Origin of the sequence: Lacinutrix gracilariae, assembly GCF_042684485.1 — a bacterium.
Lineage (GTDB): Bacteria > Bacteroidota > Bacteroidia > Flavobacteriales > Flavobacteriaceae > Oceanihabitans > Oceanihabitans gracilariae.
In genome coordinates this window covers 183,930-206,002 of record NZ_JBHULM010000009.1, presented here as the reverse complement: position 1 = coordinate 206,002, position 22,073 = coordinate 183,930, and the positions used below count along the sequence as shown (strand labels likewise).

Annotated in this window: 19 protein-coding genes and 3 tRNA genes; 8 read left to right on the top strand and 14 right to left on the bottom strand. The window is 31.2% G+C overall.

Features of this window, described 5'->3' with window-relative positions:
* Positions 1 to 2: 2 nt before the first annotated feature.
* From ACFSSB_RS07135 to tgt, 3 genes are read right to left on the bottom strand one after another with little or no spacing between them, the layout of a single operon-like run.
* On the bottom strand, positions 3 to 905 hold the full coding sequence (locus tag ACFSSB_RS07135; RefSeq protein WP_379902512.1) for a DMT family transporter: 903 nt from the start codon (positions 903 to 905) through the stop codon (positions 3 to 5).
* Positions 892 to 1,968: an LptF/LptG family permease gene (locus tag ACFSSB_RS07130; RefSeq protein WP_379902510.1), complete on the bottom strand. Its 1,077-nt coding sequence runs from the start codon at positions 1,966 to 1,968 to the stop codon at positions 892 to 894. Before ACFSSB_RS07130 ends, ACFSSB_RS07135 begins: the two co-directional genes overlap by 14 nt.
* An 18-nt stretch (positions 1,969 to 1,986) precedes the next feature.
* A complete protein-coding gene (tgt, locus tag ACFSSB_RS07125) occupies positions 1,987 to 3,117 on the bottom strand; it encodes a tRNA guanosine(34) transglycosylase Tgt (protein WP_379902507.1) in 1,131 nt (376 codons plus the stop codon).
* Positions 3,118 to 3,307: 190 nt separating this feature from the next.
* Between tgt and ACFSSB_RS07120 the strand changes: the two genes are divergently transcribed.
* Entirely contained in the window at positions 3,308 to 3,892 is a 585-nt protein-coding gene (locus ACFSSB_RS07120) for an outer membrane beta-barrel protein (RefSeq protein ID WP_379902505.1), read from the top strand.
* 73 nt (positions 3,893 to 3,965) lie between these two features.
* On the opposite strand, the gene ACFSSB_RS07115 is transcribed toward ACFSSB_RS07120, so the two are convergent.
* Positions 3,966 to 5,021, bottom strand: coding sequence for an FKBP-type peptidyl-prolyl cis-trans isomerase (locus ACFSSB_RS07115; protein ID WP_379902503.1), 1,056 nt, complete (start codon positions 5,019 to 5,021; stop codon positions 3,966 to 3,968).
* A 168-nt stretch (positions 5,022 to 5,189) separates the two neighbouring features.
* On the opposite strand from ACFSSB_RS07115, the gene ACFSSB_RS07110 reads away from it, so the two are divergent.
* Together ACFSSB_RS07110 and ACFSSB_RS07105 are read left to right on the top strand one after the other, a co-directional pair.
* Complete coding sequence (locus tag ACFSSB_RS07110) at positions 5,190 to 5,564, top strand: RNA-binding S4 domain-containing protein (RefSeq protein ID WP_379902501.1); 375 nt, start codon at positions 5,190 to 5,192, stop codon at positions 5,562 to 5,564.
* A gap of 53 nt (positions 5,565 to 5,617) precedes the next feature.
* Positions 5,618 to 6,121: a phosphoribosyltransferase family protein gene (locus ACFSSB_RS07105; RefSeq protein WP_379902499.1), complete on the top strand. Its 504-nt coding sequence runs from the start codon at positions 5,618 to 5,620 to the stop codon at positions 6,119 to 6,121.
* Here the strand turns inward: ACFSSB_RS07105 and ACFSSB_RS07100 are convergent.
* The gene (locus tag ACFSSB_RS07100) at positions 6,113 to 6,631 is read right to left on the bottom strand and encodes a shikimate kinase (protein ID WP_379902497.1); all 519 of its coding nucleotides are present in this window, start codon (positions 6,629 to 6,631) and stop codon (positions 6,113 to 6,115) included. The two genes, ACFSSB_RS07105 and ACFSSB_RS07100, sit on opposite strands and share 9 nt — an antisense overlap.
* 141 nt (positions 6,632 to 6,772) lie before the next feature.
* Here ACFSSB_RS07100 and ACFSSB_RS07095 point away from each other — a divergent pair.
* The 3 genes from ACFSSB_RS07095 (at position 6,773) to ACFSSB_RS07085 (ending at position 7,207) form a co-directional block, all read left to right on the top strand.
* A tRNA-Lys gene (locus ACFSSB_RS07095) sits at positions 6,773 to 6,845 on the top strand.
* A gap of 148 nt (positions 6,846 to 6,993) precedes the next feature.
* A tRNA-Lys gene (locus ACFSSB_RS07090) sits at positions 6,994 to 7,066 on the top strand.
* Between the two features lie 57 nt (positions 7,067 to 7,123).
* A tRNA-Leu gene (locus ACFSSB_RS07085) sits at positions 7,124 to 7,207 on the top strand.
* A 147-nt stretch (positions 7,208 to 7,354) separates the two neighbouring features.
* On the opposite strand, the gene ACFSSB_RS07080 is transcribed toward ACFSSB_RS07085, so the two are convergent.
* The 9 genes from ACFSSB_RS07080 to ACFSSB_RS07040 all read right to left on the bottom strand — a co-directional run bounded on the left by ACFSSB_RS07080 (position 7,355) and on the right by ACFSSB_RS07040 (position 21,125).
* The gene (locus tag ACFSSB_RS07080; protein WP_379902495.1) at positions 7,355 to 7,915 is read right to left on the bottom strand and encodes a TlpA family protein disulfide reductase; all 561 of its coding nucleotides are present in this window, start codon (positions 7,913 to 7,915) and stop codon (positions 7,355 to 7,357) included.
* Between the two features lie 103 nt (positions 7,916 to 8,018).
* On the bottom strand, positions 8,019 to 9,377 hold the full coding sequence (locus tag ACFSSB_RS07075; RefSeq protein WP_379902492.1) for a spondin domain-containing protein: 1,359 nt from the start codon (positions 9,375 to 9,377) through the stop codon (positions 8,019 to 8,021).
* A gap of 101 nt (positions 9,378 to 9,478) precedes the next feature.
* On the bottom strand, positions 9,479 to 10,150 hold the full coding sequence (locus ACFSSB_RS07070) for a Crp/Fnr family transcriptional regulator (protein ID WP_379902489.1): 672 nt from the start codon (positions 10,148 to 10,150) through the stop codon (positions 9,479 to 9,481).
* Between the two features lie 119 nt (positions 10,151 to 10,269).
* Complete coding sequence (locus ACFSSB_RS07065; RefSeq protein ID WP_379902486.1) at positions 10,270 to 12,540, bottom strand: aconitate hydratase; 2,271 nt, start codon at positions 12,538 to 12,540, stop codon at positions 10,270 to 10,272.
* Positions 12,541 to 12,758: 218 nt separating this feature from the next.
* On the bottom strand, positions 12,759 to 15,536 hold the full coding sequence (locus ACFSSB_RS07060) for a bifunctional aconitate hydratase 2/2-methylisocitrate dehydratase (protein ID WP_379902483.1): 2,778 nt from the start codon (positions 15,534 to 15,536) through the stop codon (positions 12,759 to 12,761).
* A gap of 421 nt (positions 15,537 to 15,957) precedes the next feature.
* Positions 15,958 to 16,911, bottom strand: a complete 954-nt coding sequence (locus tag ACFSSB_RS07055) for an AAA family ATPase (protein WP_379902480.1) — start codon at positions 16,909 to 16,911, stop codon at positions 15,958 to 15,960.
* A gap of 1 nt (position 16,912) precedes the next feature.
* On the bottom strand, positions 16,913 to 18,367 hold the full coding sequence (locus ACFSSB_RS07050; RefSeq protein ID WP_379902478.1) for a peptidylprolyl isomerase: 1,455 nt from the start codon (positions 18,365 to 18,367) through the stop codon (positions 16,913 to 16,915).
* Entirely contained in the window at positions 18,333 to 19,193 is an 861-nt protein-coding gene (locus ACFSSB_RS07045; RefSeq protein WP_379902476.1) for a peptidyl-prolyl cis-trans isomerase, read from the bottom strand. The genes ACFSSB_RS07050 and ACFSSB_RS07045 overlap by 35 nt, the downstream gene beginning before the upstream one ends.
* Positions 19,194 to 21,125 (bottom strand): peptidylprolyl isomerase, encoded by a 1,932-nt coding sequence (locus tag ACFSSB_RS07040; protein ID WP_379902473.1) that lies wholly within the window; start codon positions 21,123 to 21,125, stop codon positions 19,194 to 19,196.
* A gap of 260 nt (positions 21,126 to 21,385) precedes the next feature.
* Here ACFSSB_RS07040 and ACFSSB_RS07035 point away from each other — a divergent pair, with 260 nt between their 5' ends.
* Positions 21,386 to 21,841, top strand: coding sequence for an SRPBCC family protein (locus tag ACFSSB_RS07035; protein ID WP_379902470.1), 456 nt, complete (start codon positions 21,386 to 21,388; stop codon positions 21,839 to 21,841).
* Complete coding sequence (locus ACFSSB_RS07030) at positions 21,834 to 22,070, top strand: hypothetical protein (RefSeq protein ID WP_379902468.1); 237 nt, start codon at positions 21,834 to 21,836, stop codon at positions 22,068 to 22,070. The genes ACFSSB_RS07035 and ACFSSB_RS07030 overlap by 8 nt, the downstream gene beginning before the upstream one ends.
* The last annotated feature ends 3 nt before the right edge of the window (positions 22,071 to 22,073 follow it).

The following is a 22,073-nucleotide window of genomic DNA, read 5'->3' as shown; positions in this document are numbered from 1 at the left end:
GTTTACTCTTTTATCTTCTTTGCTTTTAAAGCTTTTCTATTTTTTAAAATGCCGTTAAGTAGCACTACTCCAAGAATTAAAGAGGCACCATAATAAAAATTTATTGACATTTTTTCTTTTTCTGGAAAAAGCAAGATTGCTAAAATAATACCATAAATAGGTTCTAAATTATAGGTAAGCACTACAGTGTATGGACTAATATAGCGCATTACGTACACCGAAGCTATAAATGCATAGGCAGTACAAACAGAGGCAAGAATAAACAAGTATATATAGTCTGTAGTTGGTAATTGAAAAAAGGAAACGGAGAATCCATCATAAAAAACCAAAAGAAATATAGTTATAAAAGCTACTCCGCTAATAAACTCGTAAAAAGAAATACTAGTTGCCGAATATTTTTCTAGAAATTTTCCGTTTAAAACGGCGAATAAAGAGGATAAAAAAGCCGAAGTTATTCCTAAAATAATTCCGTTTATATACTTTATTTCACTTTGTGTTATTATAAACACACCTATAATTACAATACCACCAAAGAGTATTTCGTACCAAATAATTTTTCGTTTATAAATTATAGGTTCTAATAGAGATGCAAAAAATGCTCCTGTTGAAAACATGGCTAATGTAATAGATACGTTAGAAACATCTATGGCTCCAAAAAAAGTAATCCAATGCAAAGCAATAACAACTCCTGCTAGAGATAGTTTTGCAATTGCGCTTACAGAAAGTTTAATTTTAGTTTTAGAAATGGCTACATACACACCTACTAAAATAGTTGCCATTAGCATTCTAAACCAAACTAAAGGTACTGCGTTTATGGTAATTAACTCGCCAAGTATTGCTGTAAAACCTGCAATAAACACTAAAACATGTAAGTGCAGATAATTTTTAAGCTTATCGTTTAGCATGATAAAGTAAGTATAAGGCCAATATACCAAATAGTATATTAGGAAACCAAACTGCTAATATTGGTGAAAAGTCAGATTGTGATGCCATAACCCCAAAAATCTTATCAAAAAAGACAAAAACCATTGCTATACAAATACCAAAAGCAAGGTTAACACCCATTCCTCCACGACGTTTAATAGAAGAAACAGCTACTGCTATTATGGTTAGTATAAATACCGAAACTGGTAAACTCCATTTTCTGTATTTTACTAATTTATAACGACCAATGTTTGAGGAGCCTCTTTGTTCTTCTTTAGCAATAAACTTTGTTAAATCGCCATAGGTTAGTGTTTCTGCAATATATTCTACAGGAGTAAGATCTTCTAGATCAAAAGAAAACAGGGTGTCTTTTCTTCTTTCTTTTACTATAATATCATCATGTTCACCAATGGTACGTTTTACATATCGAATTAATCTATAAGTAGAATCTTTTTCTATATAACGAATGTTTTGTGCTTCCATTTTATAGATCATTTTATCGTTTTCAAAATGCTCTAACGTAAAGTTATGCCCTAGTTTATCTTTTATATTAAAACTACTTACATAAATATAATCATTATCATTTATCTGCCTATACACGTTTCTTGTATCTGCAGCGCTTTTACCTTTTTTAAAGTATTTATAATCAAAATCATTAAAGCCTTTACTTGCTTCTGGCGCTAAATAGAGTCCTAAAACAAGAGCAAATACAGCAACAATAGATGCACCAATTAAGTAGGGTCTTAAAAATCTAGTAAAGGAAACTCCTGAACTTAAAAAGGCTACTATTTCTGTATTGTTAGCTAATTTTGATGTAAAAAAGATTACCGATAAAAATAAAAACAACGGAAAAAGTAGATGTGCAAAGTAAACGGTAAAGTCTACAAAATAGAGTAACACTTCGCCTAGAGGCACATCGTTTTCAAGAATTTTTCCGATTTTTTCAGCTAAGTGTACTGTTATTCCAATAGGAATAAAGAGTAACAACATCATGAAAAATGTAGACAAATAGCGTTTTAATATGTACCAATCAAGTATTTTCAACGTTCTTATTGTTGTTTATTATAGACGTTTATCCATTTGTTTTACCATTCTATCTTTCCAGGTTCTAAAATCTCCTGCTAAGATATGTTTTCTAGCCTCGCGAACCAACCATAAATAAAATCCTAAATTATGAATAGTAGCTATTTGTTTTCCTAGTAATTCATTTACTGTAAACAAGTGTCTTAAATATGCTTTACTGTATTCAGTATCTACAAAAGTGATAGCCATATCATCAATAGCAGAAAAATCATTTTCCCACTTTTTATTTTTAATATTTATGGTACCATGTGCAGTAAATAACATACCGTTTCTAGCATTACGCGTTGGCATAACACAGTCAAACATATCAATACCTAGAGCAATATTTTCTAGAATATTTATAGGTGTACCAACACCCATTAAATAACGTGGTTTATCTTCTGGTAAAATTTCTGTTACCACCTCTGTCATTGCATACATTTCTTCTGCTGGTTCTCCTACAGAAAGTCCTCCAATAGCATTTCCTTCTGCTCCAGCGTTTGCTATATATTCTGCAGATTGACGTCTTAAATCTTTATAAGTACTCCCTTGTACTATAGGGAAAAAGGTTTGGCTATAATCATACTTAAAAGGTGTTTTCTCTAAATGTTTAATACATCTATTTAACCAACGATGCGTCATATGCATCGAGCGTTTTGCGTAGTTATAATCGCAAGGGTAAGGTGTACACTCATCAAAAGCCATAATGATATCTGCACCAATGCTACGTTGAATTTCCATTACATTTTCTGGTGTAAACATGTGCATACTACCATCTATATGTGATTTAAACTTAACCCCTTCTTCTTTAATTTTTCTATTAGCAGAAAGAGAATATACTTGATAACCACCAGAATCTGTTAATATATTTCTATCCCAATTCATGAACTTATGCAAACCACCTGCTTGTTCTAAAATGGTAGTTTTAGGTCTTAAAAACAAATGATAGGTGTTTCCTAAAATAATATCTGGATTAATATCATTTTTTAATTCGCGTTGGTGTACTCCTTTTACAGAAGCTACTGTACCAACAGGCATAAATATAGGAGTTTCTATTACACCATGATCTGTAGTCATTACTCCTGCTCTTGCACTACTTTGTGCGTCTTTTGCTTTTAATTCAAATTTCATTTAAATACATTAAGAAGTGGCAAATATAATTAACTAAATAAGATACCTTCTTAAACATTTAATAAAATTATACTTTATACTAGTATTTACTGCTATATTAATTAAAGATTAATGTAGGAGAATCTTTTGCAAAAGAAAATAATTACTTTGTATCTTCGTTTTAATAAGAAATCACTAAAAACGAATTATTATGAAAAAAATCTTTATTACAAGTTTATTATTTTTTGGTTTCCTTTTTAATATACAAGGACAAAATAGTAACGGATTTGGTTTAAAAGCTGGTATTAACTACAATGCTAACGGGAAATATTTTGAATCTATAAACGCTAATTCTGAAAATCCGGATAGAAATGTTGGTTTTCATATTGGTGCTTTTGGTAAGGTTGGAGATAAAATATTTTTTAAACCAGAAATAGTATATACCAAAACTAAAAGTGATTATGATAGTGATGATTTTACTATGCAAAAATTAGATGCACCACTTTTGGTAGGTGTTAAGTTTTTAAATTATTTTAATGCTTTTGGAGGACCATCTTTACAATACATTTTAGATACCGAATTTGATGGTGTTGCTATTAGCGAAGTAGAAAAAGATTTTACTGTAGGTCTTAATTTTGGGTTTGGAGTAAGCTTTAACACTATTGGAATAGATTTAAGATACGAAAGAGGTTTTACTGAAAACGAAGCTACTTTTGTTAGTAATAATGGTTTAAATGTTAGTAGAATTGACACTAGACCAGACCAATTAATTTTAAGCCTTTCTATTTTATTATAACCGTAAACCACCACATAAAAAAAGCCACTTTCCTTAAAAGAAAAGTGGCTTTTTTTTATACTTACCTTATATATTATTCTGGATACGTAGCATCTAAATAATCTGGAATACCATTACCATTAGAGTCTGGTGCTATAAACGTGTAAAGTGTATAGTTAGCGTTAGCATTACTATAATCTATTTCTATCATAACTTCTCCGTCTACTGCATTAGCATCAAAATAAGCCTGCGCTTCTTCTTTAGTAGTAAAGTCTGCCATACCTTCTTCTGGATATGATTTTAATTCAATTTCATCGGCAGTGTTTATACCATCACCATCATCATCAGAATCAAAAAAGTTTGGAGCATCATCTTCATTAGTATCATCATCATAAACATCTAAATCTTCATCAAGATCTTCTAAAAACGAAGGAATACCATCACCATCATGATCTAATAAAGCACGATCAAATAAATTAAATTTAAAAATTAAAGGTGTATAATTACTAACATCTTCTAATACTTGTGCAAAATACCCAATACCTGAAGGTATAAAAGCGGCACCAATACCATGATTATGGTATAAATCGGTACCATCACCATTAGGAGTAAAACTAGTTGCTGTTTTAAATTCTAATAAAGCTTCTCTAAAACCAGTAACTACTCCTCCACTTAATACTTGTGTTAACTCAAAGTCTTGTAAATTAGAAACGCTATCAAAAATAACACCACCAGTACTACTACCTTCATACGTTACATAAACTCTATCTATAAAATGTACATCTTGACCTAGACCTTGTCTTACTTCTATATAATACATTTTATAAAACAAGCCTTCTTCTAATGGGTCTTCTACCATTTTAAACTTAAGTTCAGGTCTGTCTATAATAGCTGTTTTAGTTGGATCTTCAGAAAGTGCTGTAAAAACAATTTCAAAATCATCATTAGCTACACTATAAGGATTTGTAAAATCAAAATCTTCGTAGTTATAAAAATGTGTTTCTAAAAAAGTTTCAATTTCTTCTAAATCTTCAGCATAAACCTCCGTTCGGTCTCTTAAATCAGCAGTTGTAATGTCATCATCTGGAGTACAAGATGCTATAACTATTATTAATGCAAATGCAACTATTGCTATTTTTCTTAATTTCATTTTAATATTTTTAATTTCCTTAGTAATAAATACAATAACCTTTTAAGTAGTTTGTTAATAAACAAAACGGTTAGCTTATTTCATTATTACTATTTTTTTGCTTGCAAGATACAATTTTAAACTAATTTTGCACAAGAAGATTAACGTAGTTTTTTTATATTAAATTATATGCGAATTGATAAATTTTTATGGTGTGTTAGATATTTTAAAACGAGAAGTATTGCTACTACAGCTTGTAAAAAAGGGCACATTAAGGTGAATGGAGATACTGTAAAACCAAGTCGTGAGGTTTACCCAACAGATACCATAGAGGTTAGAAAAAACCAAATAAACTATAAACTAAAGGTAAATGATATACCACCAAATCGAGTTGGAGCAAAATTGGTAGATATATACCGAACAGATATTACACCAAAAGAAGCTTTTGAAGCACAAGAACTTTTAAAATACTCTAAGGATTATTATAGAAAAAAAGGAACTGGAAGACCTACAAAAAAAGACAGAAGAGATCTAGAGGATTATAATGAAGAAAATCAAGATTAAAATTATTACATTTATTTAAACTAATTTATCTTTGAAAAAAAACAACTATAACTATGGTTAGCAAAAAAAATAGCATACTATCACACGAAGAAATACAGCACAAAATCAAACGAATTGCATATCAAATTTATGAGAGCAATGTAAATGAAGAGGAAGTTATTTTAGCTGGAATAGATAGTAATGGCTATATTTTAGCTAAAAAACTAAAAACCGTATTATCTAAAATATCTACTATTAACCCAATACTTTGTAAAGTTATTATAGATAAAAAGAACCCTTTAAGCAAAATTAACACATCAATACCTGCTACAGAATACACAAACAAGTCAGTAGTACTTATAGATGATGTATTAAATAGTGGTACTACACTAGTTTATGGTGTTAAACACTTTTTAGATGTACCTTTAAAACAGTTTAAAACCGCTGTATTAGTTAATAGAAACCATAAAAAATATCCTGTTAAGGCAGATTTTAAAGGTATTTCTCTTTCTACCTCCTTACATGAACATATTGATGTAGTATTAGAAGGGACTAATTGTGAAGCTTTTTTAAAATAATTGCATTAAAACAGACTCTATAACTTCGTTTTCTTTTTTATTAGCATTTACAGTACATGCTGCTTTAGAGTAAAAAGGTATTCTTTCAAAAAGATGTTTACCTACAAACTCTGTAAGTTCTTCTTTTGTTTTAAGATGTGCTATAATTGGTCTTTTAGCTGTTTCATTTAAAACTCTTTCTACTAAATTAGGAATACTAACTTGTAAATACACCGTTTTAATATTTGGTTTGTTTAGTAGCAAACTCATATTATTACCATAACAAGGCGTACCACCACCCAAACTAATTACCGTATTACTATTAGTAGCAATTGCTTTTTTTAAATAAAGATGCTCTATTTTTCTAAAATAGATCTCCCCTTTGCTTAAAAAGATCTCTTTAATTGTGGCTTTCTCTTCTTTTTCTATAAAATCATCCAGATCTAAGAACTCAAAATCTAAAATTTTGGCTAATTTTTGCCCTAAATAAGATTTTCCAGAAGCCATATACCCTATTAAAATTATTTTCATTTTTGCGCTACTTATTGAGTATTAAAAACATACATTACTAGTTGGCAAAAAAACGAAAAAAAAATAAAAAAAATTAAAAAAAAGCATTGTTTTATTAATAAAACCTTCTATATTTGCACCCTCGTTACAGCGAAACAAATTGACCTGGTAGCTCAGTTGGTAGAGCATCTCCCTTTTAAGGAGAGGGTCCTGGGTTCGAGCCCCAGCCCGGTCACTAAAAAGTTAAGCAAAAGCTTAGCTTTTTTTTTGAAGCTTTTTTTTTTAATTTAAGCCTAAAGCAAAATTGATTAAAAGCTATTAAGCAAAAAGTTGTTTTATTAATAAAACTTACTATATTTGCACCCTCGTAATAACGAAACATTGACCTGGTAGCTCAGTTGGTAGAGCATCTCCCTTTTAAGGAGAGGGTCCTGGGTTCGAGCCCCAGCCCGGTCACTAAAAAAAGTTAAGCATCTGCTTAACTTTTTTTGTTTATATTGCTTTTTAAATTTTGCGCACGTGGCGGAATTGGTAGACGCGCCAGCTTGAGGGGTTGGTGAACATTAGTTCGTGGAAGTTCGAATCTTCTCGTGCGCACAAAACAAAAACCAATAAATACACTTCACCTATCTTAGGAAGAATTTAGAATAAACTAAAATCACCTTAACAGCCACAAAGCATTTACTTAATAATTTATTAAGGGTATAATAAAGATTACTTCTTTTTTGCCATACCTATCTCTTTCTATTTTAACAAATCATCAAGTGTTTCTCTCACTTTTTGACTATTCCAATTTGCAGCACCTTCTTTATCAATAATAATTTTTCCTTCTTTATTTATTAATAATGTTCTAGGAATACTAGACACTTCAAATTCTGGAGCATTTTCTAAAGGGGTAAATACGTTAAACGAATACTTATGTTGCGCTAAAAAAGTGTTTATTACCTTATTCTTTTCATTAGAAACAAATAAAAACACCACCTTATCTTTATAATCCTCATGCAACTTCTCTAGATTAGGCATTTCTGCAATACAAGGAGGACACCAAGTAGCCCAAAAATTTATTAAAACTACTTTTCCTTTATAATCTTTAAAATTTACCGTGTTTCCTTTTATATCTTGTAATTGCCAACTGTTATAGTGTATCTCCCTGCTATCATCTTCCGTGTTAACCGAAGGACTAATGAGAGCCAAACCTTTATGTAAAGCTATTTGTATTGGTTTTCTTGTTTGCGGTATAATTAGCAATAAAAGAATAACAACAAAAACAATGTTAGAAATTCTACCTTTTTTAGATTTCGTCATAATACGTATTTAATAAAAAGATGAAGCACATTATTATTTTACAATAATGTGCTTCAAATTTAATAACAAAACTCTAGAAAGCTTTACACTTTTAATGCTATTATTAATTAGCAGAAATAGTAACTTTAATCACAGTGTCTACAGATGGGTAAGTAAATCCGTCATTAACATTACTTAAAAGTTGAACGGCATTATTTTCATCCAATCCTGTATCTGCACCTGACTGATTGGTTACTGTATTTGGACCTATTGCTGGTTCTTCATTTACTTCTGTTCCTGCATCCCAAAAGTAAATCTCATCGGTAACATCTCCACTTATTGCATTTCCATTAGTATCAAAAAGAGCAATTCCTTGATCTGATGTTCCTATAAATACATCATTAGTTGCTGCTAACATATTTACAAAAGACAAATTGTCTCCTACTTCAGCATCAAAAGTAAATTGGTAAGAAGAACCTGGTAAAATTGGACCTGGATTATTACTTCCTACTGGAGTATTCATAATTGCACCATCCATAACTCCAGATAAGTTTAAAATATTTGCTCCTAAAATAGCGGTATTTCCATCTTCAGCAATAGCCTCAATACCATCACCATAATCAACAACTCCTTCTGTAAATAAAGGGTTTGTTCCTTCTGTATTTACTACCCAAACACCTGGTGAAGCAGGATAAGTAACACCTGTATTAGCAGCTGTATAAGTTCCTAAATTTGTAACATCACCATCTTCTGCTATGTTTTCAATTCCTTGACCTAAATCTGGTTCTCCTTCAGTAAACAAAGGGTTATCTCCTCCATGTACCACATAAACACCTGGCGAAAGTGGAGCTACTCTTGTCCCCATACTAGTGCTTAATTCTGCTCCAGCAAGATCTTCAATACTAATTAAAAACTGTGTTCCTGATTGGTGTGTTACAGATACACTAATGATTTCATTTACTGGAGGAAACGCAAAAGTTTCTCCGTTTGTAACAGCACTCATTAATAAAACGTTTCCGTTTTCATCTACTCCAGTATTTGGACCAGATTGATTAGTTACTGTATTTGGTCCTACTGCAGGTTCTTCATTTACTTCTGTACCTGCATCCCATAAATACACTTGATCTGTTACATCTGCTGTAATTGGATTACCATTTTCGTCATATAAAGCAATACCTTCATTTCCTGGTGCAAAAAACGCGTCATTAGTAGCTGCTAACATGGTTACAAAAGACAGACTTTGGCTTTGTCCAGCATCTACTGTAAATTCATATCGCTTTCCTGGTGTTGCAGGTCCAGGACTAGAATCGCCTACTGGTGTATTAAAAATACCTGATTTTAAAAATGTGTTTAAAGGTGCTACATTTTCAATAGTAACCGTAAAGGAACCATTAGTAGTAGTGTTTGATGTGTTGTCATCATCATTTGAGCACGATACACCTACAAGTCCTAATAGCGCTGCTCCAAAAATTAACTTTTTCATAATTTATTTTTTTTTATTTGTTTTATTTCTTGGTGTAAAATTATTCTATACCTAGGACTTGTTTTGTTAGCTATCTAACACAAATGAAAAAAAATAAAATTTTATGCAGATTTTTTTATTATTCGAATTTCTTTACCATAAAAATCAAGGTAATTTTCGTCTTTAAGTTCGTTTAAAAGAATATTTAAAGTTGGTCTTGAAGTACCTATTAAGGAAGCTATATCTTTTTGAGTATATGGATGTTTAATAACGTGATCTCCTGTTTTATCGCAGTTATAGCCATATTCATCACATAATTCGTTTAAAAATTCTTTTAATCGTGTTTTAGTATCTTTAAATAAAAGAAGCTGAAGTCTTCTTTCTAATTTTTGAAATTTAAAACCTATAAACTTATATATTTTAAAACTTAAGGTTTGATTGTTACGCATTAAATCATGCATGGTATCTACACCAATAGGACAAATGGAAGTTACATTATCTACAGATTGCGCAAATTCTTTTCTGGTTATTTGACCTAAAATAGCTTTTTCACCAAATAATTCGCCTTTAGTTAAAATTGCTTTTACTACTTCTTCTCCATCTTCGTTGTAGTAACCAATTTTCACTTTACCTTTTTCTATTAAATACACTTTATTAGCAGAATCCTCTTCAAAATAAATATAGTCCTTCTTTTTATATGCATCAAAATCATGCTCCTTTTTATAAGCTTTGAATTTATGAGGACAAAGTACTTTAAACAGATTTACATCATCTAAAAACCAAAGTGAATTCATAAGTGTTTCTTTTTTAATATTTAAATAATTGTCGTTTTTTGTTAAAAAACTTACTAATAATCAAAAAAAAACTCCTGAATAAATTCAGGAGTTTTTAATTTATTTATTGCAATATAGACTTAAGAATTATTTTCTTTCTTAATTAAATTTAAAGCAGATCCTTCATTATACCAATCTATTTGAGGTTGGTTATATGTATGGTTTAACTTAATAACATCTTTAGTTCCATCTGCATGAACCACTTCTAATGTTAATTGTTTATCTGGTGCAAATTCATTTAAATCAATAAAGTTAAAAGTATCGTCTTCTTGAATTAAATCGTAATCGTTTTCATTAGCAAAAGTTAAACCTAACATTCCTTGTTTTTTAAGGTTTGTTTCGTGAATTCTTGCAAAAGACTTCACAATAACAGCAGCAACACCTAAGTGTCTTGGCTCCATAGCAGCATGCTCACGAGAAGAACCTTCTCCATAATTATGATCTCCTACAACAACTGTTTTTACTCCAGCTGCTTTATATGCTCTTGCTGCATCAGGCACACCTTCAAACTCTCCTGTTAATTGATTTTTAACAAAGTTTGTTTTCTTACCAAATGCATTAACTGCTCCAATTAAACAGTTATTAGAAATATTATCTAAATGTCCTCTAAAACGTAACCAAGGTCCAGCCATAGAAATATGGTCTGTAGTACATTTACCAAATGCTTTAATTAATAGTTTAGCGCCATAAATTTCATTTCCTAAGGGTTCAAATGGTGTTAGCAACTGTAAACGTTCTGATGTTGGGCTTACAGTAACTTCTACATTACTTCCATCTGCAACTGGCTCTACATAACCTGCATCTTCTACAGCAAACCCTTTTGGAGGTAACTCCCAACCTGTAGGCTCATCAAACATTACTTCTTGACCATCTTCATTAATTAGCTTATCTGTCATTGGGTTAAAATCTAACCTACCAGCAATAGCTATTGCTGCAGTTAATTCTGGTGAAGCTACAAAAGCATGTGTATTTGGGTTACCATCGGCACGTTTAGCAAAGTTTCTATTAAAAGAATGTACAATACTGTTTTTTGGTGCATTTTTAGGATCACTATATCTTGCCCATTGCCCAATACATGGTCCGCAAGCATTGGTAAATATTTTAGCATCTAATTTTTCAAAGATTCCTAAAATTCCATCTCTATCTGCAGTATAACGTACTTGTTCTGATCCTGGATTAATACCAAGCTCGGCTTTCATTTTTAAGCCCTTGTCTAAAGCTTGTTGTGCAATAGAAGAAGCTCTGGATAAATCTTCATAAGAAGAATTGGTACAAGAACCTATTAAACCCCATTCTACTTTTATTGGCCAATCGTTAGCTTTTGCTTTCTCTCCCATATCTTTACCTGCAGACGTAGATAAATCTGGAGTAAAAGGACCGTTTAATAAAGGCCCTAATTTAGATAAGTCAATTTCAATAACTTGATCAAAATATTGTTCTGGATTTGCATACACTTCTGCATCACCTGTTAAATATTCTTTTACTTGGTTTGCAGCATCAGCAACATCTGCTCTATCTGTGGCACGTAAATAGCGTTCCATAGAATCATCATATCCAAATGTAGAAGTGGTAGCACCTATTTCTGCTCCCATATTACAAATAGTTCCTTTACCTGTACAAGATAAAGAAGTAGCTCCTGGCCCAAAATATTCTACAATTGCACCAGTACCTCCTTTTGCCGAAACAATACCTGCAACTTTTAATATTACATCTTTAGGCGCTGTCCAACCCGAAATTTTTCCGGTTAACTTCACTCCTATTAGTTTAGGAAATTTAAGTTCCCAAGGCATTCCTGCCATTACATCTACTGCATCTGCTCCTCCTACACCAATAGCAACCATTCCTAGTCCTCCTGCATTTACTGTATGCGAATCTGTACCAATCATCATTCCGCCAGGAAATGCATAATTTTCTAATACTACTTGATGTATAATTCCTGCTCCTGGTTTCCAGAAACCAATACCATATTTATTAGATACAGATGCTAAAAATTCAAATACCTCACTACTTACAGAATTGGCATGTTTTAAATCTGTTGCCGCTCCATCTTTTGCTTGTATTAAGTGATCACAATGTACTGTAGTTGGCACTGCAACTTTTGGTTTTCCTGCTTGCATAAATTGCAATAAGGCCATTTGCGCTGTTGCATCTTGACAAGCAATACGGTCTGGAGCAAAGTCTACATAATCTTTACCTCTAGTAAATGCTTTTGTCGGGCTTCCATCCCAAAGATGATTATATAAGATTTTTTCAGAAAGTGTTAAGGGCTTACCAACAACTTCACGTGCTTTATCAACACGTTCTGCCATTTGCGCATAAACCTTTTTTATCATATCAATGTCGAATGCCATAGTATTTATATTTTTTTGGATTATTTGTACTAATATACAAAATGTAGAATGACTATAAAAGTGTAAATAACATATATATAATGATAGTGAAATAAGTTTTTTCTATGCTATAATGTCTTAAAATGAGAATGTTTTTTTATATACCTATTTTTTAATTTAGAAACAAAAAAAAAGCCTGAATCTAAGACTCAGGCTTTTTTATATATAAAGATATTATATTATCTAACTAATTGTTTTTGCGAAGGCTTAAACTTGGTTAAAACAATACCATCTACTGCAGCTTCATATTCAGCTAAAGTAGGAGTTCTTCCTAAAATGGTAGATAATACTACCACTGGAGTAGAAGATAATAAAGATTCTCCTTTTTTCTCTCCATCATCTTTTACAACTCTTCCTTGGAATAAACGTGTAGAAGTTGCCATTACAGTATCTCCTGGTTCTGCTTTTTCTTGGTTACCCATACATAAATTACAACCTGGACGCTCTAAGTATAACATGTTTTCATACTTAGTACGCGCTAAACCTTTTGGTGCGCTATCGTCAAATTCGAAACCAGAGTATTTTTGTAACACTTCCCAATCTCCTTCTTCTTTTAACTCATCTACAATATTGTAAGTTGGAGGTGCAACTACTAAAGGTGCTTTAAATTCCACTTTTCCATTTTGAGCTTCAATGTTTTTCAACATTTGAGCTAATATTTTCATATCTCCTTTATGCACCATACAAGATCCTACGAAACCTAAATCTACTTTTTTAGTTCCTCCGTAGTAAGATAATGGTCTAATGTTATCATGTGTATAACGTTTAGAAACATCTTCATTATTTACATCTGGATCTGCAATCATTGGCTCAGCAATTTCATCTAAATCAATAATAACTTCGGCGTGATATTTAGCGTTAGCATCTGGTCTTAAAGCTGGTTTAATTCCTGTTTTAAGCTCAGTAATTCTTGTATTTGCTTTATCAACAAGTCCTTTAAGCACTTGTTTCTCGTTATCCATACCTTTATCAATCATGATTTGGATACGACCTTTTGCTATTTCTAATGATTCGATAAGCGTATCATCTTCAGAAATACAGATAGAAGCCTTAGCTTTCATCTCTGCTGTCCAATCTGTGAATGTAAAAGCTTCATCTGAAGTAAGTGTTCCGATATGAACTTCAATTACTCTACCTTGGAATACATTTTCACCACCAAACTGCTTTAACATTTGTTGTTGTGTTGCATGCACCACATCACGGAAATCCATATACGATTTCATTTCTCCTTTAAACGTTACTTTTACAGACTGTGGAATTGGCATAGAAGCCTCACCTGTAGCAAGCGCTAAAGCAACGGTTCCTGAATCTGCTCCAAAAGCAACACCTTTAGACATACGTGTGTGTGAATCTCCTCCAATAATGATATCCCAATCACCAACAGTAATATCATTAAGTACTTTATGAATAACATCTGTCATTGGGAAATATTTCCCTTTAGGATCACGACCAGTAATTAAACCAAAGTCGTTCATAAAACGCATTAATCTTGGTATGTTGGCTTTAGATTTATCATCCCAAACAGATGCTGTATGACAACCTGATTGGTATGCTCCATCTACAATTGGAGAAATTACTGTTGCAGCCATCATCTCTAATTCTTGAGAAGTCATTAAACCTGTAGTATCTTGTGAACCTACAATATTTACTTCTACACGAACATCTGATCCTGCGTGTAATGTTTTACCTGGAGTAGTACCAACTGCATTTTTATTGAATATTTTTTCAACAGCAGTTAATCCTTGACCTTCAATAGAAATTTCTTTTGATGGTGCATAAACTGGCACTACATCTACACCTAATACTTTAGAAGCAAAGGTTTGTAATTTTTTACCAAAAACAACAGCGTAAGAACCTCCTGCTTTCATAAACTCCATTTTTTGTGGTGTAAATGCTGCAGATATATCTTTTAATTCTGTGTCTCCGTTATATAATTTTTTCTCTTTAGTGTTTATTGTAAGTACAGTTCCTGTTGCAACAGAATATACTTCTTTTAAAACTGGTTCACCATCTTCATCTACAATAGTGTTTCCGTTTTCGTCTTTTTGTTGCACCCAGTTTTTAAGGTCTAAACCAATACCTCCTGTTACACCAACTGTAGTTAAGAAAATTGGAGAAATACCGTTTGTTCCAGCAATTACTGGAGCAATATTAATAAATGGCACGTATGGGCTAGCTTTAATACCTGTCCATAATGCTACGTTATTTACACCAGACATTCTTGAAGAACCAACTCCCATAGTACCTTTTTCAGCAATTAACATCACTCTTTTATCAGGATGTTGTGCTTGTAAAGCTTTTAATTCGGCTTGTTGTTCTTTGTTGTGCTCAAATAAACACTGCCCATGTAATTCTCTATCAGAACGTGAGTGTGCGTCACCACCTGGAGATAATAAATCTGTTGAAATATCACCTACTCCAGCAATAAATGTAACTACTTTTATTTCTTCATCAATTTCTGGTAGCTTAGTAAAAAACTCTGCCTTTGCATAACTTTCTAAAAGTTCTTTAGCAATAGCATTACCTGCTTTATAAGCTGCTTCTAAACGAGAAGTATCTGCGTCATATAAAAACACCTGTGTTTTAAGAACTTCTGCTGCTTCTTTTGCAATAGCTGCATCATTACCTAAGGCTAAATCTAATAACACTTCAATAGAAGGTCCTCCCTTCATGTGCGATAATTGTTCAAAAGCAAAAGCAGGAGTAATTTCTGCAACTACAGATTCTCCTAAAATAATTTCTTTTAAGAATGCCGCTTTTACACCAGCAGCACTTGTGGTACCAGGTAAAACATTATAGATAAAAAAGTTTAGAGAATCTTCTCTGTACTGATTATCTGAATCTTTAATTTGCGCAATGATTTCGCTTAGTAATTCTGCACCATCAATTGGTTTTGGATGAAGACCTTGAAGTTTACGTTCTTCAATCTCCTTAATGTAATCGTTATACATGTTCATATAATAGAATAATTCTTTTCAATCTTAATAAAATGCAATTTCATATTCAGAAAACGTAAGAGAATTTCGAACTTCTTTGAATGCTTCATCAACGTTTTCAATTACATTGATGACAAATCCCATATATTTAAGATTTAGGGTTTATTTTTTATTAAATATCATGCGAAATTACGAAATTTAGGAGAGTTTAAAAAATATATAAAGATATGCAGGAATGATTAAATATAATTTAACGATTTCGCATTTTAAGTGTTTATTTTTAAGAATACGAAAATTTTATATACTCGAAAATAGTAAAATAACAAAACATAACTACTTTAAGAGGTGTAGTTAGAAGTAAAAAAGGACTAATTTCTATTAAAACTATAACGATTTAGTAAAAAAAAATCTTTTTAATGTAAAAAGGTGCTAGAATAGCTTTTTAAAATAAGGAGGTAATGATTTGTTCTTCGGAAACGCCTTCTGCTTCTGCTTTATAATTTTTTATTATTCTGTGGCGTAAAATACTAATTGCTACTGCTTGAACATCTTCTATATCTGGAGAGAATTTTCCTTGAATTACAGCATGTGTTTTTGCTGCCAGAATTAAATTTTGTGATGCTCTTGGTCCTGCTCCCCAATCTATGTAGCTTTTTACTAGATCTGCAGCTGTTTCACTATTAGGTCTTGTTTTAGCTACCATTTTTACAGCGTACTCTATTACATTATCTGCAACTGGAATACGACGTATAAGTTGTTGAAAATCTATAATTTCTTGAGCTGTAAACAATGCGTTTACAGTAGCATTTAGATCTGTTGTGGTTGCTTTTACAACCTGTACCTCTTCTTGAAAGGATGGATAATCTAAATGAATGGCAAACATAAACCTATCTAATTGTGCTTCTGGCAATGGGTAAGTTCCTTCTTGCTCAATTGGGTTTTGTGTTGCTAAAACAAAATAAGGTAAGCTTAATTTATAATGATGACCAGAAACTGTTACTGCTCTTTCTTGCATAGCTTCTAAAAGAGCAGCCTGTGTTTTTGGTGGTGTTCTATTAATTTCGTCTGCTAAAATAATATTAGAAAATATAGGCCCTTTTATAAATTTAAAGTTCCTGTGCTCGTCTAATATTTCACTACCTAATATATCACTAGGCATTAAGTCTGGTGTAAACTGTATACGTTTAAAATCTAATCCTAAGGCTTGTGCTATAGTGTTTACCATTAGCGTTTTTGCCAAACCTGGCACACCTATTAAAAGGGCATGACCTCCAGAAAATATAGAGATAAGGATTTGATTTACTACTTCATCTTGTCCTACAATAACCTTAGCAATTTCTTGCTTTAAGTTTTTATATTTATTTACAAATTGATTTACAGCTGCTACGTCAGACATATTACTTTTTTAACCAGTTACTAGAAAAATCACAATCTCTATGCTCTCCATTAACTTTAATATAGGTATCCTTAATTTTTTCGTCTTGCCATTTTTCAATAGCTTTAAAACGTTTTTCGGTTAGAGCCAATTCTTTAATTTTTAAATAATCACGTGAGTAATCTGCTTCATGCTCATCTACTCTATCTGTTACACGTAATATTTTAAATTTCACTTTTCCTGTTCGGTCTTGATCGGTTTGAATCAAGCTAATTTCACCTTCTTTTAAATCTTGAATTTGTGTATACAATTCTGTATCCATTTTAGTTAATTCAAAATTATAATCTTGAGTTGCTGGATTGATTAAGAAACCACCTTCACTACTTGTTTCTTTTTCATCACTGTATTTTCTTGCAGCATCTTCAAAAGTAATTTCACCATCTACTATTTGCTTACGTACTTCTTCTAATTGCGTTTTTGCTTCAGCAACTGCATCTTCTGATACTTGAGGAATTAGTAATATGTGACGAACATCAAATTCTTGTCCTCTAATTTTTTCTAATTGAATAATATGGTATCCAAAATCGGTTTTAAACGGTTCAGAAATTTCTCCTTCTTGTAATGAAAAAGCAACATCTCTAAATTCTTTCACCATTAAAGGTCTTTCTCTATTTAATGTATACAAACCACCTTTTGGAATAGATGCTTTATCATCTGTATATAATACTACTTTAGAACGAAAACTTGCTCCGTTTTCTAATACATCTGCTCTAAACTCTTTTAGTCTGTTAATTACTTTTTGCGTTTCTTCTGGTGCTACTTTAGGTTCTATTACAATTTGAGATACTTTAAGTTCTGTACCAAAAGTTGGTCTTTCGTCTGCAGGAATTTTATTAAAAAAGATTCTTACTTCTTCTGGTGTTACTTCTACTTCATCAATAATACTGCTTTGCATACGTTTTGCTAGCTCATTACTTCTATTGATTTCATACATTTCATCTCTAAAGCTTTTTTCGTCTTCTTTTTTATAGAAGTCTAAAAGCTCTTGCATATCTCCTCCTGTTTGCGTTAAGAATTGTTGTATTTGGTAATCTACATTAGATCTAATTTCTGCATCAGAAACTTCAACACTATCTTGTATTGCATGGTGTGCGTACAGTTTATTTTCTAGAAGAGAACCAAATAATTGACATCTAGGAATATCTTCTGTAGATACTCCTTGAGCTTTCATTTGTAAAATAGTTTTATCTATATCAGACTCTAAAATAATATAATCACCAACAACTGCAGCTACACCATCTACTTTGGTAGCATTGTTTGGCTTTAATGTTTTAACACTATCTGTTGGTTGTTCTTTTACCTGATCTTCAATAATCTCTTGTGCATTTAATACATTAGAGATTAATACTGCTATACTTAATATAAATAGGTGTTTCAATGTATTAGTAGATTTCAAATTTTTTGTTTGTAATTGCATCTTTTGTAATATCCTTTTCTAGTTCTCTTGTTTTTTCTAATTTCCTTTTGTTGATAACAATTTGGTCTATTGTTGTTTTTACATATTCTAAAGGAGCTGTACTATTTTGCAATAGTACGTCATTAATTTGCATCAAATATAAACCTAATGAATCTTTGAGTTGTATAAAATTAGATTTTTTTAACAGTTGCTCTTTATTATCTGTATTAATTACTGGTATTTTCTTAACTATTTGGTTCCATTTTATCCATATAGAATCATTTAAAGAGTAAGATTTAAATTGAATAGATATAGAATCTAGATACTTTTTATCTTTAGCATCAAACCTTTTAAATTTTTTAGCGATTTCTTTAGCGTTCTCTTCTTGCATTTTAGGATCTAGATTGATGTATCTAAATTTAATCAACTCTTCATTTAATTTAAAAGCTTCTTTGTTTTCTTGGTAAAAAGCTTCGGCTTCTTCTTGAGAAACTATAGTGTCTAAATCTCTATTTACTAATGCTTCTAAATAAGCTTTAGCATACAAATCGTTTTTATATTGCTCTACTAACCTATTGTATTGCTCTAGTTTAGTTTCATTTAAGTTTAGCTTTGCTCCTTGTACTAATAATTGCTGTGTTGCCCAACTTTTAATATAATTATTGATTAAAATAGTACTGTCTTGCTTAGAAGCTTCTGAAGAAATTAAATCTTGTATATCTTCATGATACAAATAAGTATCGTTTACTCTTGCTACAGGTGTTTTGCTATCGGTTTCTTTAAAAAAATTACAGGAAACCAATAGTAAAGCAAATGCAAAAACGAATATATAAGATGTTATTTTCAATTAATTATTTAATTTAGATTTTACGCTATTTAATACTTCTTGGTTAATTTTTACTTGGTATTTATTTTCTAAGTCTATTAGCCATTTTTTTTCTTTTGCATCTTGAAAATCACTAGCTACTTTACCTTTAGCTTCTTCATAAGTTTTATAGGTTTTTGGTAACACGTTATTTACTTGTGCTACTACATAAGCATCATTATGCTTATATATTTCTGAAACCCCTTCTTGAAATAGAAAATCATCTGGTAATACTTGATGTTCTCCATCCATGATACCTTTAGTAAACAATACATTTACTTGATCTTTTGTGTTTACAATGCTTTTTATTTGGTCTATTGTTTTTCCTTTTTTAAGCAACTTGGCAACCTTACTGATATCTTTCTTTTTAGCAGAAGAAGCCACAACAGCATCTACGCGTTCTTTAAAAAAGTAGTTTTCTTTATTGTTGTTATAATACTCTTGAACTGCAAGTGTATCTTTTATAGCAGCTTTCCATATTTCATTTTCCATTAAATCAAACAACAATAATCCATCACGATACTCACTAAGTATATTTGCAAAATCTGGATTTTCAAATTCTAAATGCGCTTCTTGATACGCTAACAATTGCTTTTCTAAAAATGTTTGGTAGGCTTTGGTAACAATTTCATTAAAAGGTAATTTATTAGCGTTTCTGCGTTGGTTTTTAATTAAAAAATTAGCAAAATCTTGGTATGTAAATTGCTGATCTTCAATTTTCACAAAAGCTTTTTCTGGTTTAAAACCTTCTGGTGTGTGCCATTTACTAATATAATACGTTGCGTTTAAAATAGATGTAAAATAGTTTAAATCTTCATCTACATTAGTAATTGCATAACGTTGTTTTAGCTCATTTATTCTAGAGTTGCTAATTAGTTTTGATCTACTATCACGTAAAACCTTAGCTTCTAGTGATGCTTTCATATCTTCAAAAGGAGCAGTTTCTATTTTATGAATAAGTTTCACAATATGCCAACCAAAGTTAGATTTAAATGGTTTGGTATAATCGCCTTCGTTTTCAATAGCAAAAGCCTGGTCTTCAAATTCTTTTGAACGCAACTCTCCGCTAGAAAAAGGAGATAATTTCCCTCCTTTATTTGCAGTACTTTTATCTTCAGAAAAATGTTTTGCTAAAGATTCAAAATCTTCGCCTTGTTCTATTTTTTTATAAATATCTTGAATTCTACTTTCTGCATCTGCTTGGTTAAGGTTTACCATGATATGCGCAATTTCTCTTTTTCCTCTAGATTTACGTTTATCTTTAACATAAACGATATGGTAACCAAATTGCGTTTTAAAAGGCATAGAAACAGTACCTATCTCTGTATTGAAAGCAACCGTTTCAAAAGGATAAACCATTTTAAAACCAGAAAAATATCCTAAGTCTTCTGCGTATACTTCTTTACCATCATGCACCTCTTTTTGTACTGTTGTAAAACCTTCTTTAAGTACACGTTCTCTTAATTCAACCAATTTATTATATACTTTTAAAGTATCACTTGGGTTGGCGTTTTCATCTAATCGAATTAAAATATGGCTAGCGTCTACCTCATTAGAAATACGCTCATACGCTTCTTCTACTAAGGCATCTGTAACTTTATTGTCTGACAAATAGTTTTTGGCTAATTGACTTCTATAATTACTTAGCTCTCTTTTATATTTAGGCACAGTATCTAAACCTAATGTTTTTGCTTCTTTTAATTTAAGTTTATAACCTACAAAAAGTTTTAAATAAGCATCAATATCTTTTTGCGACTCGTCTTTTACGAGGTCTAAATTTTTATTAAAAACGCGTATAAATTCTGAAGCGTATACAGGATCTTCATCTACTGTAAAAAGTACTTCTTTACTATTATTTTGAGCAGACAGTTTTAGTGAAACCACTAAAAAGAAAAGAATGGTAAATAATCTCATAGTTTAGATAAATATATAATGTATAGGTTCTTGCAAAAATAGAAATATAAACCTATATAGCAAGTTGTATTAACAAAGCATTAAGTAAGAAATAAAATAAAGTTTTACAGTTAGTAAACTAGAATAAAAATATTTACAAATGCTTGCTACAGTTTATTTAGAACACAAATTGTAATTACACTAGTATTAACTAATGTATTTTATTTTAAAAAAGCCTAAAAAAAACTATATTTATAGCATATTAATTCATTTTTATTCTAATGATTTATACCACAGAAATAGTAGTACACATAGCTATAGACGATTTTTTAAAAAAACTAGAAAATGCAGACAATATGAAGCATTGGCAAAAACACCTAACTAGTTTTGAGCATATTTCTGGTGATCCAGGAACTGTTGGTAGTAAAATGCAACTAAATTATACCGTTGACAAACGTAAAGTAGAACTTATTGAAACCATAACGCATACTAATTTACCTCATGAAATTTATAAGAGTTATGAAACGGAAGGAATGTATAACTACCAAAAAAATCATTTTTACACTACTCCTGAAGGCTACACTAAATGGATTGTTGAAAACGAATTTTCACCAACCAATATAGTATATAAAATAATGGTTTTATTAATGCCGAAAGCCTTTAAGAAACAATCTAAAAAATATTTATTAGACTTTAAAAACTTTGCCGAAAACGGTACATCTATACAACATGCGTAAACTAAAACTAATCTGGGATTTTAGAGGTCCTGCTGCTGAAAAAACAGCACAACATCATGAAATTCATTTAAATGAATATATACAAAGCCAACCTTTAAATGTAGATTTAGTAGGTCATCAAATTATGAATGAAATGCATGCTATTGCCTTTATGGTTATAGAGGAAGCAGATAAAATAACATTTAGAGATGCCTTAAAACCACATCGTGGTGAATGGGTTGAAAACTAATTA

Excerpts from the sequence above, each read along its gene's own strand:
- ACFSSB_RS07135 (WP_379902512.1), bottom strand. The coding sequence starts at position 905 with ATGCTAAACGATAAGCTTAAAAATTATCTGCACTTACATGTTTTAGTG.
- tgt (WP_379902507.1), bottom strand. The coding sequence starts at position 3,117 with ATGAAATTTGAATTAAAAGCAAAAGACGCACAAAGTAGTGCAAGAGCA.
- ACFSSB_RS07120 (WP_379902505.1), top strand. The coding sequence starts at position 3,308 with ATGAAAAAAATCTTTATTACAAGTTTATTATTTTTTGGTTTCCTTTTT.
- ACFSSB_RS07115 (WP_379902503.1), bottom strand. The coding sequence starts at position 5,021 with ATGAAATTAAGAAAAATAGCAATAGTTGCATTTGCATTAATAATAGTT.
- ACFSSB_RS07110 (WP_379902501.1), top strand. The coding sequence starts at position 5,190 with ATGCGAATTGATAAATTTTTATGGTGTGTTAGATATTTTAAAACGAGA.
- ACFSSB_RS07105 (WP_379902499.1), top strand. The coding sequence starts at position 5,618 with ATGGTTAGCAAAAAAAATAGCATACTATCACACGAAGAAATACAGCAC.
- ACFSSB_RS07100 (WP_379902497.1), bottom strand. The coding sequence starts at position 6,631 with ATGAAAATAATTTTAATAGGGTATATGGCTTCTGGAAAATCTTATTTA.
- ACFSSB_RS07080 (WP_379902495.1), bottom strand. The coding sequence starts at position 7,915 with ATGACGAAATCTAAAAAAGGTAGAATTTCTAACATTGTTTTTGTTGTT.
- ACFSSB_RS07075 (WP_379902492.1), bottom strand. The coding sequence starts at position 9,377 with ATGAAAAAGTTAATTTTTGGAGCAGCGCTATTAGGACTTGTAGGTGTA.
- ACFSSB_RS07070 (WP_379902489.1), bottom strand. The coding sequence starts at position 10,150 with ATGAATTCACTTTGGTTTTTAGATGATGTAAATCTGTTTAAAGTACTT.
- ACFSSB_RS07065 (WP_379902486.1), bottom strand. The coding sequence starts at position 12,540 with ATGGCATTCGACATTGATATGATAAAAAAGGTTTATGCGCAAATGGCA.
- ACFSSB_RS07060 (WP_379902483.1), bottom strand. The coding sequence starts at position 15,536 with ATGAACATGTATAACGATTACATTAAGGAGATTGAAGAACGTAAACTT.
- ACFSSB_RS07055 (WP_379902480.1), bottom strand. The coding sequence starts at position 16,911 with ATGTCTGACGTAGCAGCTGTAAATCAATTTGTAAATAAATATAAAAAC.
- ACFSSB_RS07050 (WP_379902478.1), bottom strand. The coding sequence starts at position 18,367 with ATGCAATTACAAACAAAAAATTTGAAATCTACTAATACATTGAAACAC.
- ACFSSB_RS07040 (WP_379902473.1), bottom strand. The coding sequence starts at position 21,125 with ATGAGATTATTTACCATTCTTTTCTTTTTAGTGGTTTCACTAAAACTG.
- ACFSSB_RS07035 (WP_379902470.1), top strand. The coding sequence starts at position 21,386 with ATGATTTATACCACAGAAATAGTAGTACACATAGCTATAGACGATTTT.
- ACFSSB_RS07030 (WP_379902468.1), top strand. The coding sequence starts at position 21,834 with ATGCGTAAACTAAAACTAATCTGGGATTTTAGAGGTCCTGCTGCTGAA.